This window comes from Bacillus cereus group sp. BceL220 (assembly GCF_051776965.1).
Classification (GTDB): Bacteria; Bacillota; Bacilli; order Bacillales; family Bacillaceae_G; genus Bacillus_A; species Bacillus_A cereus.
The window spans coordinates 403995-419269 of record NZ_JBPWBC010000001.1; the positions used below are offsets into that span (position 1 = coordinate 403995).

The following is a 15275-nucleotide window of genomic DNA, read 5'->3' on the forward strand; positions in this document are numbered from 1 at the left end:
CTATTTCCTATTCTTTCTTCATACATTTTACCACATTGAAAGGAGCGTGATAGAAATGAAAGTTTATATTTTACCAAATCGCATCACGTTAGTCGGAAAAGCATGGCAAATTCGCCATAAGCTAAAGCAATATAGCAAAGAGTATACAACTGTACAAGAGTGGATTACAGCAAATAAAGTGAAACATTAATCATGCTTTTACGGGCAGTTAATGCAAAGCGAAAAGTAAACGTTTGTCAACCTCTTTTCCCTCTCGTACAATAAAGGTAAGGAGGTTGACCTATGAAAAAACGTCAATTAGGAAACTCAGATTTGTTTGTTACAGAAATGGGGCTTGGTTGTATGTCCCTCGGTACATCTGAAACAGAAGCTATGCATATTATCGATGAAGCAATCGATTTAGGAATTAATTTTTTTGATACAGCAGATTTATATGATTACGGATTAAATGAAGAATTTGTTGGAAAAGCCTTGAAGAGAAGAAGAGACCAAATTGTTCTTACAACGAAAGTTGGAAATCGTTGGACAGAAGAAAAAAACGGCTGGTCCTGGGATCCTTCTAAAGCTTACATAAAAACTGAAGTAAAGGAAAGTTTACGTAGACTTCAAACTGATTATATTGATCTTTACCAACTTCACGGCGGAACGATTGAAGATCCTATAGATGAAACAATTGAAGCCTTTGAAGAATTGAAAAAGGAAGGTATTATTCGCCATTACGGTATTTCTTCTATACGCCCAAATGTCGTTCGTGAGTATGCAAAACGCTCAAACATCGTTAGTGTACTAATGGAATATAGCCTTTTAAATCGGCGTCCAGAAGAATGGTTCCCCCTTCTGAATGAACACCAAATTAGCGTCATTGCCCGCGGGCCACTTGCAAAAGGAATTTTAACTGACAACAATGCAAGAAAAATAGAAAGAGTAAAGGAAAAGGATTATCTCTCTTATTCTTACGATGAATTACATACAACTCTAGCGAGTGTAAAAGAAACGATTGGAGAACGCTCTTTAACAGGAACAGCTATTCAATATTGCTTACATAATAAGACTGTTGCAGCTGTTATACCTGGTGCAAGCTCTCTTCAACAATTACAGGAAAATATACGAGCTAGTCAGCAGTTACCTTTAACGAAAGAAGAATATATACAACTTCAAAAGATTGTTAAATATGACACATATGCTTTGCATCGTTAAAAATATCGAATTACCGATAAAACAGAAGACTGTCTCCAGTATTAGGAGACAGTCTTTTTTATAACGTATCATATTTATCAGGATTCGTTCCTACATGTAAATCACGATTCAACGTGTTAATTTGACGTATCTCTTCTTCAGTTAGTGCAAAATCAAAAATAGTAAAGTTTTCTTTAATACGAGATGGTGTAACAGATTTAGGAATTGTAACAATCCCGCTTTGAATATCCCACCTTAATATAACTTGTGCAGGTGTTTTTTCATATTTGTTAGCAATAGCCTGAATGATTGGATGCTGGAATACTTCTCCGCCCCTCATTAACGGACTCCATGCTTCCATTTGAATTTGCTCATCTTGACAATAATTGCACAACTCAAATTGCGTCAACATCGGATGAAGTTCCACTTGGTTTACCATCGGCTTCACTTTGCAATTTGGTAATAATAGTTCTAAATGATGTTTATGAAAATTAGAAACACCAATCGCACGCACTTTACCTTCTTCATACAATTTCTCTAAAGCTCGGTACGTATCAACATACTTCCCTCTTACCGGCCAATGTATTAAATATAAATCTACATAGTCCATTTGTAATTTTTTTAAACTCTTTTCAAACGCCTCTAGTGTCTCCTCATATCCTTGATCGTCGTTCCATACTTTTGTTGTAATAAATAGGTCTTCTCTTGGAATTCCTGATTCACGTATCGCCTCTCCGACACCGCTTTCATTTTCATATACAGTCGCTGTATCAATCGAACGGTATCCAACCTCTAACGCTGTTTTTACTGCTTGTTTTACTTCTTCTCCTTCTTTCGCTTTATATACGCCTAGACCAATCATCGGCATTTTCACGCCATTATGAAGTGTAGTTGTTGGAATATGCACAGTCGTCTCCCTTTCATTGTTACATTATTTATAAGCCATAACTTTATTTCAACAATATTCATCCAAAAAGTCAAAACATACGTACAGTTTACATAACACTTTTATATAGCTAAAAAATAACGTGAACTCATTCATTCACGTTATTTTCTCTCCATTCTTTCGCTTTTTTATCCACATTGCGCACAAACTCATTTTTCCCTTCCGTATATAACGTGCCATCATATGTATACTTTTCGGCTAATTCTTTCTTTAAGGTTGCATATGCCTCTGCTTCTTCACAATGAGCCATCATATAATCACGAAACGCTAAATGCCTTACTATCTCTGGATTTCCTTTTTCAAACACGTGTAAATGATACGAACGTTTTTCCTCAGTTCCATGAATAAAATATCGGCGTCTTGAAATACCATTTTCCCCTTTTACGATGTAACCAAGCTCTATAAATCGTTCATTCCACCCATCTACTCTTTCGATATTTTCTACTTCCATGATCATATCAATAATAGGTTTAGCTGCCAGTCCGGGCACTGACGTACTTCCAATATGATGCATTTTCACCGTTTCTGGCATCGCTGATTTTAATCTTTCAGCCTCCATTTGAAATTTTTCAATCCAATGGTTTTCATGTGGAACAACGACAATTTTTCTCATTCTAACTCCCCTTTTCTTACAAGCTCGTCAAAAAATGATCAGTGGTATTTCACTGATCATTTTTTTATTATTTAAAGTCTTTCCAAGTAAGGTTACTTTCACTTAGCAGTTCTTCAAATGATTTATTCTTTTCACGTTCTTTTTGTTCTTGGCGCTTTCTTTCCAGTTCAGCTGCCTCTTTTTCCTCTTCCCTCACTTGCAACTCTTTCTTCTTACTCTTTAATTGTTGCATGAGTGAATCATTTAATTGATCGCCTAATGTAAGTGTTTCTTTCTTTGGTTGATTCACTTGCGATTGTCTTTGCATTTGTCTTTGTTTCTTTTTCTTCATGCTACTCACCTTTTACTTTTTTCTCCATTATAGTAGATACACGATGAAATCGACAATAAAAAAGGGTCTTTACTCTATTATTCACTTTTTGTAAATATGTTAATTTTTCGAAAAGACTAAATTTTTATGTAGCTATAATCCTATGAATCTATTAAAATTATGTCGTATGATGTCAGATTATAAAAAGAGGAGAATTATATTATGTGGAAAAAAATTATTCCTGCCGTTGCTGTTTTAAGCACTATTACTTTTTCAAGCGTATTTGCCGCTCCCCCATCTCAGAATCCAGCTGAACAAAACCGCTACATAGACGTACAAATGCTTGGTATTAATGATCTCCATGGACAACTAGATACTGTTAAAAAAATCAATAATAAAGAAGCTGGTGGCGCTGATTACTTAGCTACTTATTTAAAAGAACGTAAAAAACAAAACCCTAATACACTTCTCGTACATGCTGGTGATATCGTCGGAGCTAGTCCACCAGTTTCAGCATTATTACAAGATGAACCGACGATTGAATTTTTAAATGATTTAAAATTTGATGTTGGTACAATCGGAAACCATGAATTTGATGAAGGCATTGATGAAATGAAACGCCTCATTTACGGTGGATATCATGAAAAAACAGGGAATTTCAAAGGGGCTAACTTCCCCTATGTAGCTGCTAACTTCTATAACAAATCAACTGGCCGCTTATTTTTACCACCATTTACTGTAAAAATGGTAGATGGTGTTCCTGTTGGATTCATTGGTGTTGTTACAACTGATACACCAAATGTTGTTATGCCTACGATGCTTAAAAATGTACAAATTACTGATGAAGTAGAAGCAATTAATAAATCAACACAACAATTAAAACGCCTCGGCGTTAAATCGATCGTCGTTCTTGCTCATGTCGGTGGAACAACCGATGAGTCTGGGGTAACAAATGGCGATCTTACTCGAATTGCAAATGAAACAGACCCAGAAGTTGATGTTATTTTCGGTGGACATAGTCATACGTATGTAAATGGTACAGTAAATAATAAACTAATTGTCCAAGCAAATTCATACGGAACGGCTTTCTCAGACGTGGATGTAACAATTGATCGTAAAACAAAGGATATTGTAAAGAAAAAAGCTGAAGTTGTTACAACGTATCATGAAGGTGTAGAACCTGATAAACAAGTAAAGAAAAAACTAGATCAATATAAAGAAAAAATCGCACCACTTGTAAATGAAGTGGTCGGAAAATCTACAGCACCTATCGACCGTAAACAAAATGATGCTGGTGAGTCCACTCTTGGAAATTTAGTTGCCGATGCTCAGCGTCAAACGATGCAAACTCAAATCGCCCTCATGAATCCTGGTGGCATTCGTAATGACTTAGATGCTGGTGATATTACGTGGGGTGAGTTATACGGCATTCAACCTTTTGGAAATCAATTGATTAAAGTAGATTTAACAGGTCAAGACATTCGCGATATTTTAAATCAGCAATGGCAAAAAGGAACAACAAGAATGCTTCAAATTTCAGGTATTCAATATACGTGGGATGCAAATAAAACAAACGGTGAAAAAGTTACAAATATACGTTTAACAAACGGAGAAGAATTATCTCCATCTAAAACGTATAGCGTAGTTGCAAATGCCTTCTTAGCTTCTGGCGGTGACGGATTCGTATCATTTAAAAATGGTAAAAATGCAGAAACTGGTCCAAACGACTTTGAAGCGTTAGTCGATTACGTAAAACAATTAAAAGAACCAATTCAGCCAGTTATTGATGGAAGAATTCAAAAAGTAAATTAAGTGTTTCTCTAATAATAAATTTTATTTTTCACGCCATAAAGGATTTGTACTGATCCTCTATTTTATACGTAATATACATCATAAAAAGGATACTCGTTCTTCCAATGAACATAGTATCCTTTTCTTTAGTTATCAAAATGTGATGTTTTGTCAACTTCATATTGCTGTAAAAATTGTTGCAACGCCTCTTCTACAAGTTTAGACTTTTGAATTCCTTTCGATTCTGATATAAGGTCCAATCTTGCTAATATTTCTGTATTAATAGAAAAGGTTCGTCTCTTTTTCTCTGTACTCTTACTCATAATTGGTGCAATTACTTCGCCTCTTTTTCTTAGTAACTCATAAATGCTTTGTAATTGCTCGTAAATTAATAATTGATAATCTGTTTTCTCATATTGAAGGGCGGTCGCTTCTTGGAGTTGTAAGTGACGTGGTTCTTCTCCATCTCCTACAAAAATACGTTTCTTCTGCTCTCCATCATATTCGTATCCAATCAATCTTAATTTCTTCGATAATGTATACGGGCTTATTTCAAGACGTTTTGCTATAATAGCGATGGATTCACGTCTGTTTAAACCATCTATAATTTCTCCAATCGTCACAATTTCCCTCCTCCCGTGTTGAAATGACACTAGTATGGTATGTTACAATGATTTTCTAACAGTATATGCAAAATGAATAGCCTGTGCGATTCATACGATTTCACAAAAGGAGGTTTTCAATATGCTTTTTCGTAGCTACACCCCTCAGTTCTATAACGAAAACAAACAACTCATTCCTAATAGTATCGCTACGATAGAAAGCGTTATGATAAATAATCGAAAACAAACTCTCCTTATGCGTGGACAAAACGTAGAGCAACCTATTTTATTATGCTGTCACGGCGGACCTGGGATGGCACAAATCGGATTTATTCGCCATTTTCAAAAAGAATTAGAGAAGCAATTTATTGTTATTAATTGGGATCAGCGCGGGGCTGGTAAATCCTTTTCAATGAAAGATTTCGGAGCAAATTTCACAATCGAACAATTCGTTTCCGATGCAAAAGAAGTAATTCAATATGTACTTAAAAGGTTCAACAAACAAAAACTATTTCTCGCTGGTCATTCTTGGGGAAGTATTATTGGGCTTAACATAGCACATCAATATCCAAAGTATATCGAGGCTTACATCGGTATTGGGCAAATTGTACATATGAAACAAAATGAAGAATTGCTATATCAACATTTAATTCATTCTGCAAAAAAACATGATCATAAAAAAGCATTAGCTTCCCTTTTAAAATTAGGCAAACCACCATTTTTAGATACGAGACGTCTCATTATTCAAAGAAAGTGGCTTGGCACATTTGGAGGCGCAATCCAAAACGGATCTTCCTTTTCTTTCATACGAAAAGGTTTCTTTTCTCCTGAGTATACGCTATTAGATTGGTTCAAGTTTCTCGCAGGAAATTTAAAATCTGGCGTTTTATGGGAAGAAATGCTGACAATCGATTTCTTTTCTTCTATCTCAAGTTTATCTATTCCAGTTTATTTTTGTTCTGGTCGCTATGATTATCAAACTCCTTATGCACTCGTTCAGGAATATTGCGATATTATTGAAGCGCCTATAAAAAAGATGATTTGGTTCCCAAATTCAGCACATTCTCCTGATTTAGAAGAACCAGAATTATTCGCTAATTCTTTGCAATCAATTAAACAAGAGCTAGCTTTTCAGCATTAGTAACAAAAGGCTCTTTTACATTTCATAGAAAACATTTTATAATAATATGTCGCAAGTATGTATAAACATAGCAAAATGTTTCATATTTACTTGTCTTAACAGAATAAAAATTTAGGGAGATTACATTTATTATGAACGCTGTACTCGTCGCAGTAGCAATTATGCTATTGCTTAGTTTGTTACGTGTCCAGGTCATTGTCGCCATCATTGTTGGAGCTTTAACAGGCGGAATTATCGGTGGACTCGGTATTTCAGAAACGATTAACACTTTTACAACTGGTCTTGGAAACAGTGCTCCAATCGCTTTAAGTTATGCAATGCTTGGTGGTTTCGCTATTTCCCTTTCCAAAACAGGACTTCCAGATGCTATGATTCAAACTGCATTAAAATGGATTGGCAATGAACAAGACACGAAAAAACAAGTTTATTCTAAAATACTTATTTTATTCATTATTTTAACGATGGCTTGTTTCTCACAAAATGTGATTCCTGTTCACATTGCTTTCATCCCCATCTTAATTCCAGCACTTTTAAAAGTATTAAATGAGCTGAAAGTGGATCGCAGACTTGTCACATGTATTATTACATTTGGATTGATTACTCCTTATATGTGGATCCCTGCAGGATTCGGAAAAATTTATCATGACGTATTACAAACCAACGCTGCGAAAAGCGGCCTTACATTTGATGTCACACTTATTCCAAAAGCAATGACTATTCCAGCAATTGGTATGATTATTGGATTATGTGTAGCGGTATTCATTACGTACCGAAAACCTCGTACGTATGAAACAGAACAAATTCATACTACCGAAAATGAAATCGTTCCCTATACAAAACGTAGCATTACTTTCGGGTTATTATCTATCATTGCTACATTAACTGTTCAATTAACAACAGAATCAATGATTTTCGGTGCTTTAGCAGGTATTATCGTCTTATCGGTTAGTGGCAGTCTACCACTTAAAGAAGCAGATGCGATATTAACAAGCGGAATGCGTATGATGTCCTTTATTGGCTTTGTTATGATTGCTGCCGCTGGATTCGGCGCTGTTCTTCGAAAAACAGGACATGTTGAATCTCTGGTGCAAACGAGTGCACATATAATCGGAAATAACAAACCACTCGCTGCATTTCTTATGCTCGTTATTGGACTTCTCGTTACAATGGGAATTGGTTCATCCTTTTCAACCATCCCTATCTTAACAACCATTTTTGTACCTCTTTGCATTCAGCTTGGATTTAGTCCAATGGCCACAATTGCAATTATCGGTACAGCCGGAGCACTAGGTGACGCAGGATCTCCAGCATCGGATAGTACCCTTGGACCAACATCCGGTTTAAATGCTGATGGTCAGCACCATCATATATGGGATACATGTGTACCCACTTTTCTACATTACAATATACCGTTACTTATATTTGGTTTTATTGCCGCAATTACATTATAAAAAGGTGCGTATAAAACGCACCTTTTACTTTTTTATTTTTCCTTTTAATTGTTGAAAAGCTAATTTTCCATTATCTTTGACATAGCTTTCAATTGCCGGTAGTGATGAACCTATCGATTCACACTCTATGCTCCCATTAGGTCCAACAATTTTTAATTTATCTGGTATATGTATATTTAGAAATCTCGCTGACCGAATTAACTCAATAGCAATCTGATCACTTGAGGTTACAATTCCATCTATATACGGATTGTTTTGCAATAATGTAATAAATTGTTTATTTGTATACCCTTGTACACATTCTTCTCGATAAGAGATTCCTTCATCCAAAACAGCGTCTAAAAACCCTGCTATATAATCTTCCATTTCTTCACTTTCTTCTCCCTCACCGAAATATGCAAGAAAGTGACACCCTTTCTCTTTTAATAAAGAAACAGCTCTCTGTCCACTTTCATAATAATTTCCATGTGATTGTTGCTCATCGATCACAACAAACGGAAATGGAATTTCTCCTACACTTTTAAAAACTGCTCTCGTCAAAATAACACCTGCAATGTTATTTTGCTTCAGCATATGTATGTATCTATCTTTATTCTCTATATTACAAATAATGATTTGATAGCCTTCTTTATATGCTATTTCCTCAATACAATGTAGCAAAGTGATGTTTGATTGGTTACATAAATTATCTACAAGTAATGCAATTATCGTTGAATTCTCTTTAAATAGTGGCTTCGCTGCACTGTTTGGCCTATAACGTAATTCTTCAATTGCTTCCTTTACTTGTTTTACTGTGTCCTCATGAACGTATCCTTTTTCATTAATAACTCGTGAAACGGTTGCGACTGAAACACCTGCCAATTTTGCAACATCACGTATAGTTGCCACATCGTCACCCCTTAATATGGTAATAGATTACAATTTTACGGTAACCTAAATTACACTATCCGTCAAGATTAATAACTCATATTTCTGAAAATTGTTACATCATTTGACTAAATGATACTCCAACTGAATTTCATGTAAAATTGGGATATTATCATATCCAATACGTGGAATTTCTTTCTTTATTTTTCGTGCCTTCTCTACCGCATTCACATATAAATTAGTCATTACAAAATTACGTTTTTGGTAAAATCGTAACGCATTCATATTATCATTTGTTGTAATAAGCCAAACCTGTCTGCACCGCTCTTCTTCTGCAACTTGTAATACACAATCCACAAGTTTCGTCCCTATTCCTTTTCTTTCTTCAAAGCTATCTAGCGATACAATTTCACACATATTTCCGGTCACTTCATACGTTATAATTCCGATTATTCTGTCATCTGAGAGCGCAACAAATCCTGGCAACTCTTCTAACTGATGTCCCTTACCACGTGAAACCATCAATGAACTTCCCCAGTTCTTACACATGAACATTCGGATTGTTTCTTTCATCGCTGGCGTAATTTTTTGTATATGCAGCATTTCCTATTTCTCCCCTTTTATATCATTGTGATACAATATAAGTGTATCACATGTAACGGTATTTGGAGGATGAGGTAAAGTATGAAACGTTTTTTTGCAGCATTGTTTACTATACTAGGTGCAATAACTGCCCTTGGGATTTTCTTTACAAATAAAGTGATGTACTTAAAGAAAAAAACAGAGGAAGAAGTACTCGAAAGAGAAACGAAAAAACATTTTCGTATAGAGGATTTTGATGCTCTTCATAAAGAAGAAATTCATATCCCTTCACAATTCGGATACGACCTTCACGGATATTACATTCCTGCTGGTCATTCCAATAAGTTTATGGTTTTTTGCCACGGTGTAACTGTAAATAAAATAAACTCTGTAAAATATGCAAACTTATTCTTAAAAAGGGGATATAATGTCCTCATTTACGATCATCGTCGTCATGGTAAAACTGGCGGAAAAACAACAAGCTATGGATACTATGAAAAGCATGATTTGAAATCCATAGTTGACTGGCTAAAAAACCGTTTTGGAACCAATATTACACTTGGTATTCATGGTGAATCTATGGGAGCCGCAACAATTCTTCAATACGCAGGACTTGTAGAAGATGGCGCTGATTTCTATATTGCAGATTGTCCTTTCTCTGATTTTCACGGACAATTACAGCACCGTTTAAAGGTTGAATTCCATTTACCAAAATGGCCTTTATTACCTTTAGCAAACGCATTTTTAAAAGTTCGTGACGGTTATACAATTCGTGAAGTTTCACCAATCGACTGTATAAAAAACATTAACAATCCCGTTCTCTTTATTCATAGTAAAGATGACGACTATATTTTAGCTGATATGACAAAAGCGTTATATGAAGCGAAAGAAAATAATAAGCAACTTTATATTGCAGAACACGGTGCACACGCTTGCTCTTATAACGAAAATAAAGAAGAGTACGAAGCAGCTATCGATCAATTTTTAAACACATATGTGAAAGAAACAAAAAACAGGCTTGCATAAGCCTGTTTTTTTATTGCGCTAAAACGTCTGTAACTTGTTCCATATTTTCAGAAATCCATTGCATTGCATCATCTAACGTTGGAAATTCTGTCGTTTGAAATGTTACTTCATCTTGAAGTAACCAAACATCCTTTACCTCTTGCCCTACACCTGCAATGGACCAATGTAACAAACTATATGGATGATTATCATTCAAAAATGATGCCCACGTGCGCTCATTTGCAATGTTTCGTAATGTATGTAATTGTTTATCCATCTCTCGTCACCTTACTCTAGTCAGTTATGAAAACTATTATAACACTCTCTTCTTTCTCAAACAAAGTGCTCTTTTTTCCCCGCTATTTGCGGGCAGTAAAACTCCCACCTCAAAATTCGGCTGGTTCAAATAATAATTAGTGGGGGATGCCTCCCCCACTAATTAAAGTTTCACTTTATATTGCCAAGCACTTCCCTTGATTATATGATGAAATTAAGCGTTTGGGAAGGAGGGATAACGTTGGCAAAAGTACAAATTAAAGTAAATGATAATGGCTCTTTTCGCGTTACAGGGGACGTGGAATTAGTCGACTCACAAGGGAATGTATTCCCAGCAAAACCGGCATTTTCTTTATGCCGTTGTGGTTTATCAAAAAATATGCCTTATTGCGACGCTTCGCATAAAGGTAAATTCGAGTCTGTTGTTAGAGCACCAGAGGCAGAATAATTTTACATGTGACATGCACATTTTTTTGTGCATGTTTTTTCTTTTTAGCAACTCCGTTATATCCCTTCTCCTTACAACATTTCTAATACTTTTATTTCCATTCCAGCCTGCATATATTTTCACACAATTCTTCACATTCGAATATTTTTTACTAGCCTTTTATTTTTTTTGTGCTATAATTTGAGCAAACAGCATCCTTCGGGGTCGGGTGAAATTCCCAACCGGCGGTGATGAAGTGAAAACTTCTAAGTCCGTGACCCGTTTTCAACTCGAAAACGGTGGATCTAGTGAAACTCTAGGGCCGACAGTATAGTCTGGATGGGAGAAGGATATGTTTCTAGTTTTTTATATAGTGAATACACTTTTATTTCAGTATGCATATTTTTAAAGATTCATTTTGATTCTTTATATATGTTTAATTTTCTATACTTATTTTTTATACTGAAATAAAAAGAGACAACTAGCGTTTTAAAATTCGATATTTTGCTAGGTTTTTTCCTTATGCAGAAATATCAATTATCGTTAGGTTTCTTTCCTATGCTTTCGTATTCAAACTATATTTCTAGAAATCACGTCTCCCAAACCCCAAGGATATTAAATCCTTGGGGTTTTTTGATTTTTTTAGGAGAGGTGAAGAAAATGACAGATCAAGAATATATGAGGATTGCCCTGCAGTTAGCAGAAGGAACATCAGGACAAACAAGTCCAAATCCTATGGTTGGTGCTGTTGTTGTAAAAGATGGAAACATCGTTGGTATGGGGGCTCATTTACGAGCTGGTGAAGAACACGCAGAAGTTCATGCCCTTCAAATGGCTGGTCAGAACGCCAAAGACGCTACCGTTTATGTAACACTGGAACCGTGTAGCCACTTTGGAAAAACACCACCTTGTTGTGAATTGCTCATCGAAAAAGGAGTTAAGCGTGTTGTAATTGCTACTCTCGATTGTAATCCACTCGTTTCTGGTAACGGAAAAAGAAGATTAGAGGAAGCTAGAATTGAAGTAACTACCGGTGTTCTTGAAGCAGAAGCAATTTTATTAAATCGCTACTTTTTTCACTACATGAAAACGAAACGCCCTTTTGTAACAATCAAAACAGCGATGAGCTTAGATGGAAAAACAGCAACTGTAACTGGTGAAAGTAAGTGGATTACAGGTGAAGAAGCACGTGCTGATGTTCACCAATATCGCCATACACATGATGCAATTCTTGTTGGAGTGAATACAGTTATAACTGATAATCCTCATTTAACAACAAGAATTCCAAATGGTGGGAAACATCCTATTCGCGTTGTTTTAGATACCCATTTACGAACGCCACCATCTTCTCATGTTATAACAGATGGTTTAGCCCCGACATGGATTATTGTCGGTAAGGATGTAAAGAAAGAGAAGATATCTTCTTATGAATCTAAAAATATAGCTATATTCCAAATGGAAACGAAGCATATAGAAATTGAGGACCTTCTTTCCTTTCTTGGAGAAAAACAAATTCTTTCTCTATTCGTTGAAGGTGGCCAATCGATTCATGCAAGTTTCTTAAAAACAAACAATTTTAATGAAATTGTAACCTATATAAGCCCGAAATTAATTGGTGGGAAAGATGCTCCTACTTTATTTGGAGGAAATGGTTTTTCAAAATTACAAGATGCGCTTTCCTTGAAAATTCAAGAGATGAAACAAATTGGTGATGATATAAAAATCGTTGCGAATGCCCGAAACGAGGTGACAAAATGTTTACAGGAATTGTAGAAGAATTAGGAACGATAGCAAACATGCAACAAAGTGGAGAAGCGATGAAATTAACGATTCATGCAAAGAAAATTTTATCAGATGTTCACTTAGGTGATAGTATCGCGGTTAACGGTATTTGCTTAACTGTAACAAGCTTTACAACTAATTCATTTACAGTTGATGCAATGCCTGAAACGATGCAGTCGACATCACTTCGCATGCTTAAACCGCACTCTAAAGTAAATTTAGAGCGAGCAATGGCTGCAAACGGACGATTCGGTGGACATTTCGTTTCAGGACATATTGATGGCATCGGAACGATTTTAAATAAAAAACAACATTACAATGCCGTCTATTACAAAATAGCAATTTCTGATGAACTGCTGCGCTATTGTTTGCATAAAGGATCCATTGCTGTTGATGGAACGAGTTTAACGATATTTGATATAGACGAATCTTCCATAACGATTTCACTCATCCCGCACACAGTAAGCGAATCTGTCATTGGAGAAAAAAATGCCGGAGATATCGTAAACATTGAGTGTGACATGATTGGTAAATATATCGAACGCTTTATTACTAAACCTACAAAACGAGTAGGTTCAATGACTGAAAGCTTTTTACAAGAAAACGGATTTCTATAAGGGGGAAGCACAATGTTTCATCGTATTGAAGAAGCTCTAGAAGATTTAAAACAAGGTAAAGTCGTTATCGTATGTGATGATGAAAACCGAGAAAATGAAGGCGATTTTATTGCTTTAGCAGAGTACATTACACCAGAAACAATTAATTTTATGATTACACATGGCCGTGGTCTCGTTTGTGTACCGATTACAGCAGGGTACGCAGAACGTCTACAATTAGAACCAATGGTATCTCATAATACAGATTCACATCATACTGCGTTTACAGTGAGCATTGACCATGTTTCTACAACAACAGGGATTAGCGCTCACGAACGTGCAACTACGATACAAGAATTGTTAAACCCCGCATCAAAAGGCGCTGATTTCAATCGACCTGGACATATCTTTCCATTAATTGCGAAAGAAGGCGGTGTCCTGCGTCGTGCAGGTCATACAGAAGCTGCTGTTGATTTAGCGAAGCTATGCGGTGCCGAACCAGCTGGAGTTATTTGCGAGATTATAAATGAGGACGGCACGATGGCACGTGTACCTGATTTAATAGAATGCGCAAAACAATTTGATATAAAAATGATTACAATAGAAGATTTAATTGCTTACCGCCGCCATCATGAAACACTTGTGACGAGAGAGGTGGAAATTACATTACCTACAGATTTCGGTACTTTCCACGCAATTGGCTATTCTAACTCATTAGATACGAAAGAACATATCGCACTTGTAAAAGGTGATATTTCAATAGGTGAACCGGTACTTGTGCGTGTTCATTCTGAATGCTTAACAGGAGATGTATTCGGTTCACATCGCTGCGATTGCGGACCACAACTCCATGCAGCACTTGCTCAAATTGAGCGTGAAGGAAAAGGTGTTCTTCTTTATATGAGACAAGAAGGAAGAGGCATTGGGCTTCTTAATAAGCTTCGTGCTTATAAATTACAAGAAGAAGGATTCGATACTGTAGAAGCAAATAAAAAACTCGGCTTCCCTGCTGATCTTCGTGATTACGGTATCGGAGCACAAATATTAAAAGATTTAGGTTTACAAAGTTTACGATTATTAACGAATAACCCAAGAAAAATTGCTGGCTTACAAGGTTACGATTTAGAAGTAGTCGAGCGTGTACCGTTGCAAATGCCAGCAAAAGAAGAGAATAAATCGTATTTACAAACGAAAGTAAACAAATTAGGACACTTACTAAACTTATAATTAAAGGAGAGATTTATTATGGTATTCGAAGGTCATTTAGTTGGTACAGGATTAAAAGTTGGAGTTGTTGTTGGACGTTTTAACGAATTTATTACAAGTAAGTTACTTGGCGGCGCTTTAGACGGATTAAAGCGTCACGGTGTAGAAGAAAATGATATTGATGTTGCTTGGGTTCCTGGTGCATTTGAAATTCCTTTAATCGCTAAAAAGATGGCTAGTAGCGGAAAGTATGATGCTGTTATTACATTAGGTACTGTAATCCGAGGTGCTACAACTCACTACGATTACGTTTGTAATGAAGTAGCAAAAGGTGTTGCGTCTTTATCACTACAAATGGACATCCCAGTTATTTTCGGCGTATTAACGACAGAAACAATTGAACAAGCGATTGAACGCGCAGGTACGAAAGCTGGTAATAAAGGATATGAATCAGCTGTTGCTGCAATTGAAATGGCTCACTTATCAAAACAATGGGCATAAAAA

Annotated in this window: 18 protein-coding genes and 1 riboswitch; of the genes, 11 read left to right on the plus strand and 7 right to left on the minus strand. The window is 36.0% G+C overall.

Annotation, left to right across the window (positions count from 1 at the left end):
- Positions 1–55 precede the first annotated feature (55 nt).
- Positions 56–190, plus strand: coding sequence for a Z-ring formation inhibitor MciZ (mciZ, locus tag ACS2FK_RS02090; protein WP_000870292.1), 135 nt, complete (start codon positions 56–58; stop codon positions 188–190).
- A 92-nt stretch (positions 191–282) separates the two neighbouring features.
- Positions 283–1197, plus strand: a complete 915-nt coding sequence (locus tag ACS2FK_RS02095; RefSeq protein ID WP_063548576.1) for an aldo/keto reductase — start codon at positions 283–285, stop codon at positions 1195–1197.
- A gap of 58 nt (positions 1198–1255) precedes the next feature.
- Here the strand turns inward: ACS2FK_RS02095 and ACS2FK_RS02100 are convergent, their stop codons facing one another.
- The 3 genes from ACS2FK_RS02100 to ACS2FK_RS02110 all read right to left on the minus strand — a co-directional run bounded on the left by ACS2FK_RS02100 (position 1256) and on the right by ACS2FK_RS02110 (position 3066).
- Entirely contained in the window at positions 1256–2083 is an 828-nt protein-coding gene (locus tag ACS2FK_RS02100) for an aldo/keto reductase (RefSeq protein ID WP_063548578.1), read from the minus strand.
- 127 nt (positions 2084–2210) lie between these two features.
- A complete protein-coding gene (locus ACS2FK_RS02105) occupies positions 2211–2735 on the minus strand; it encodes a GrpB family protein (RefSeq protein WP_001227176.1) in 525 nt (174 codons plus the stop codon).
- 67 nt (positions 2736–2802) lie between these two features.
- Entirely contained in the window at positions 2803–3066 is a 264-nt protein-coding gene (locus ACS2FK_RS02110; protein ID WP_000727561.1) for a YqkE family protein, read from the minus strand.
- Between the two features lie 201 nt (positions 3067–3267).
- On the opposite strand from ACS2FK_RS02110, the gene ACS2FK_RS02115 reads away from it, so the two are divergent.
- Entirely contained in the window at positions 3268–4857 is a 1590-nt protein-coding gene (locus ACS2FK_RS02115; RefSeq protein WP_000265556.1) for a bifunctional metallophosphatase/5'-nucleotidase, read from the plus strand.
- A gap of 125 nt (positions 4858–4982) precedes the next feature.
- Here the strand turns inward: ACS2FK_RS02115 and ACS2FK_RS02120 are convergent, their stop codons facing one another.
- Positions 4983–5459 carry a ribbon-helix-helix domain-containing protein gene (locus ACS2FK_RS02120; protein WP_000151933.1) on the minus strand — a complete coding sequence of 159 codons (477 nt, stop codon included), beginning with the start codon at positions 5457–5459 and terminating at the stop codon, positions 4983–4985.
- A 121-nt stretch (positions 5460–5580) separates the two neighbouring features.
- Here ACS2FK_RS02120 and ACS2FK_RS02125 point away from each other — a divergent pair, with 121 nt between their 5' ends.
- Positions 5581–6579: an alpha/beta fold hydrolase gene (locus ACS2FK_RS02125; protein WP_000898973.1), complete on the plus strand. Its 999-nt coding sequence runs from the start codon at positions 5581–5583 to the stop codon at positions 6577–6579.
- A 131-nt stretch (positions 6580–6710) separates the two neighbouring features.
- A complete protein-coding gene (locus tag ACS2FK_RS02130; protein ID WP_063548580.1) occupies positions 6711–8030 on the plus strand; it encodes a Na+/H+ antiporter family protein in 1320 nt (439 codons plus the stop codon).
- Positions 8031–8054: 24 nt separating this feature from the next.
- Here ACS2FK_RS02130 and ACS2FK_RS02135 read toward each other — a convergent pair whose 3' ends face one another.
- Together ACS2FK_RS02135 and ACS2FK_RS02140 are read right to left on the minus strand one after the other, a co-directional pair.
- Positions 8055–8918, minus strand: a complete 864-nt coding sequence (locus ACS2FK_RS02135) for a LacI family DNA-binding transcriptional regulator (RefSeq protein WP_063548582.1) — start codon at positions 8916–8918, stop codon at positions 8055–8057.
- A 99-nt stretch (positions 8919–9017) separates the two neighbouring features.
- Entirely contained in the window at positions 9018–9500 is a 483-nt protein-coding gene (locus tag ACS2FK_RS02140) for a GNAT family N-acetyltransferase (protein ID WP_063548584.1), read from the minus strand.
- Between the two features lie 81 nt (positions 9501–9581).
- Here ACS2FK_RS02140 and ACS2FK_RS02145 point away from each other — a divergent pair, with 81 nt between their 5' ends.
- Positions 9582–10505: an alpha/beta hydrolase gene (locus ACS2FK_RS02145; RefSeq protein WP_063548586.1), complete on the plus strand. Its 924-nt coding sequence runs from the start codon at positions 9582–9584 to the stop codon at positions 10503–10505.
- Positions 10506–10515: 10 nt separating this feature from the next.
- Here ACS2FK_RS02145 and ACS2FK_RS02150 read toward each other — a convergent pair whose 3' ends face one another.
- Complete coding sequence (locus tag ACS2FK_RS02150; protein ID WP_000360796.1) at positions 10516–10761, minus strand: DUF2552 family protein; 246 nt, start codon at positions 10759–10761, stop codon at positions 10516–10518.
- Between the two features lie 240 nt (positions 10762–11001).
- Between ACS2FK_RS02150 and ACS2FK_RS02155 the strand changes: the two genes are divergently transcribed.
- The 5 genes from ACS2FK_RS02155 (at position 11002) to ribH (ending at position 15272) form a co-directional block, all read left to right on the plus strand.
- Entirely contained in the window at positions 11002–11208 is a 207-nt protein-coding gene (locus tag ACS2FK_RS02155) for a CDGSH iron-sulfur domain-containing protein (protein WP_001151582.1), read from the plus strand.
- Positions 11209–11398: 190 nt separating this feature from the next.
- A riboswitch (FMN riboswitch) is annotated at positions 11399–11542 on the plus strand.
- Between the two features lie 305 nt (positions 11543–11847).
- Positions 11848–12960, plus strand: a complete 1113-nt coding sequence (gene ribD / locus ACS2FK_RS02160; RefSeq protein ID WP_063548588.1) for a bifunctional diaminohydroxyphosphoribosylaminopyrimidine deaminase/5-amino-6-(5-phosphoribosylamino)uracil reductase RibD — start codon at positions 11848–11850, stop codon at positions 12958–12960.
- Positions 12942–13586, plus strand: a complete 645-nt coding sequence (gene ribE / locus ACS2FK_RS02165) for a riboflavin synthase subunit alpha (protein WP_063548590.1) — start codon at positions 12942–12944, stop codon at positions 13584–13586. The genes ribD and ribE overlap by 19 nt, the downstream gene beginning before the upstream one ends.
- Positions 13587–13598: 12 nt before the next feature.
- Positions 13599–14792, plus strand: coding sequence for a bifunctional 3,4-dihydroxy-2-butanone 4-phosphate synthase/GTP cyclohydrolase II (ribBA, locus tag ACS2FK_RS02170; protein WP_063548592.1), 1194 nt, complete (start codon positions 13599–13601; stop codon positions 14790–14792).
- A gap of 18 nt (positions 14793–14810) precedes the next feature.
- Positions 14811–15272 (plus strand): 6,7-dimethyl-8-ribityllumazine synthase, encoded by a 462-nt coding sequence (gene ribH / locus ACS2FK_RS02175; RefSeq protein ID WP_000230895.1) that lies wholly within the window; start codon positions 14811–14813, stop codon positions 15270–15272.
- Positions 15273–15275 lie beyond the last annotated feature (3 nt).

What these genes read in the sequence shown, in the direction of transcription:
- ribD (WP_063548588.1), top strand. Translation starts at nt 11,848, where the DNA reads ATGACAGATCAAGAATATATGAGGATTGCCCTGCAGTTAGCAGAAGGA.
- mciZ (WP_000870292.1), top strand. Translation starts at nt 56, where the DNA reads ATGAAAGTTTATATTTTACCAAATCGCATCACGTTAGTCGGAAAAGCA.
- ACS2FK_RS02145 (WP_063548586.1), top strand. Translation starts at nt 9,582, where the DNA reads ATGAAACGTTTTTTTGCAGCATTGTTTACTATACTAGGTGCAATAACT.
- ACS2FK_RS02150 (WP_000360796.1), bottom strand. Translation starts at nt 10,761, where the DNA reads ATGGATAAACAATTACATACATTACGAAACATTGCAAATGAGCGCACG.
- ribBA (WP_063548592.1), top strand. Translation starts at nt 13,599, where the DNA reads ATGTTTCATCGTATTGAAGAAGCTCTAGAAGATTTAAAACAAGGTAAA.
- ACS2FK_RS02110 (WP_000727561.1), bottom strand. Translation starts at nt 3,066, where the DNA reads ATGAAGAAAAAGAAACAAAGACAAATGCAAAGACAATCGCAAGTGAAT.
- ribH (WP_000230895.1), top strand. Translation starts at nt 14,811, where the DNA reads ATGGTATTCGAAGGTCATTTAGTTGGTACAGGATTAAAAGTTGGAGTT.
- ACS2FK_RS02105 (WP_001227176.1), bottom strand. Translation starts at nt 2,735, where the DNA reads ATGAGAAAAATTGTCGTTGTTCCACATGAAAACCATTGGATTGAAAAA.
- ACS2FK_RS02140 (WP_063548584.1), bottom strand. Translation starts at nt 9,500, where the DNA reads ATGCTGCATATACAAAAAATTACGCCAGCGATGAAAGAAACAATCCGA.
- ACS2FK_RS02115 (WP_000265556.1), top strand. Translation starts at nt 3,268, where the DNA reads ATGTGGAAAAAAATTATTCCTGCCGTTGCTGTTTTAAGCACTATTACT.
- ribE (WP_063548590.1), top strand. Translation starts at nt 12,942, where the DNA reads ATGTTTACAGGAATTGTAGAAGAATTAGGAACGATAGCAAACATGCAA.
- ACS2FK_RS02125 (WP_000898973.1), top strand. Translation starts at nt 5,581, where the DNA reads ATGCTTTTTCGTAGCTACACCCCTCAGTTCTATAACGAAAACAAACAA.
- ACS2FK_RS02095 (WP_063548576.1), top strand. Translation starts at nt 283, where the DNA reads ATGAAAAAACGTCAATTAGGAAACTCAGATTTGTTTGTTACAGAAATG.
- ACS2FK_RS02130 (WP_063548580.1), top strand. Translation starts at nt 6,711, where the DNA reads ATGAACGCTGTACTCGTCGCAGTAGCAATTATGCTATTGCTTAGTTTG.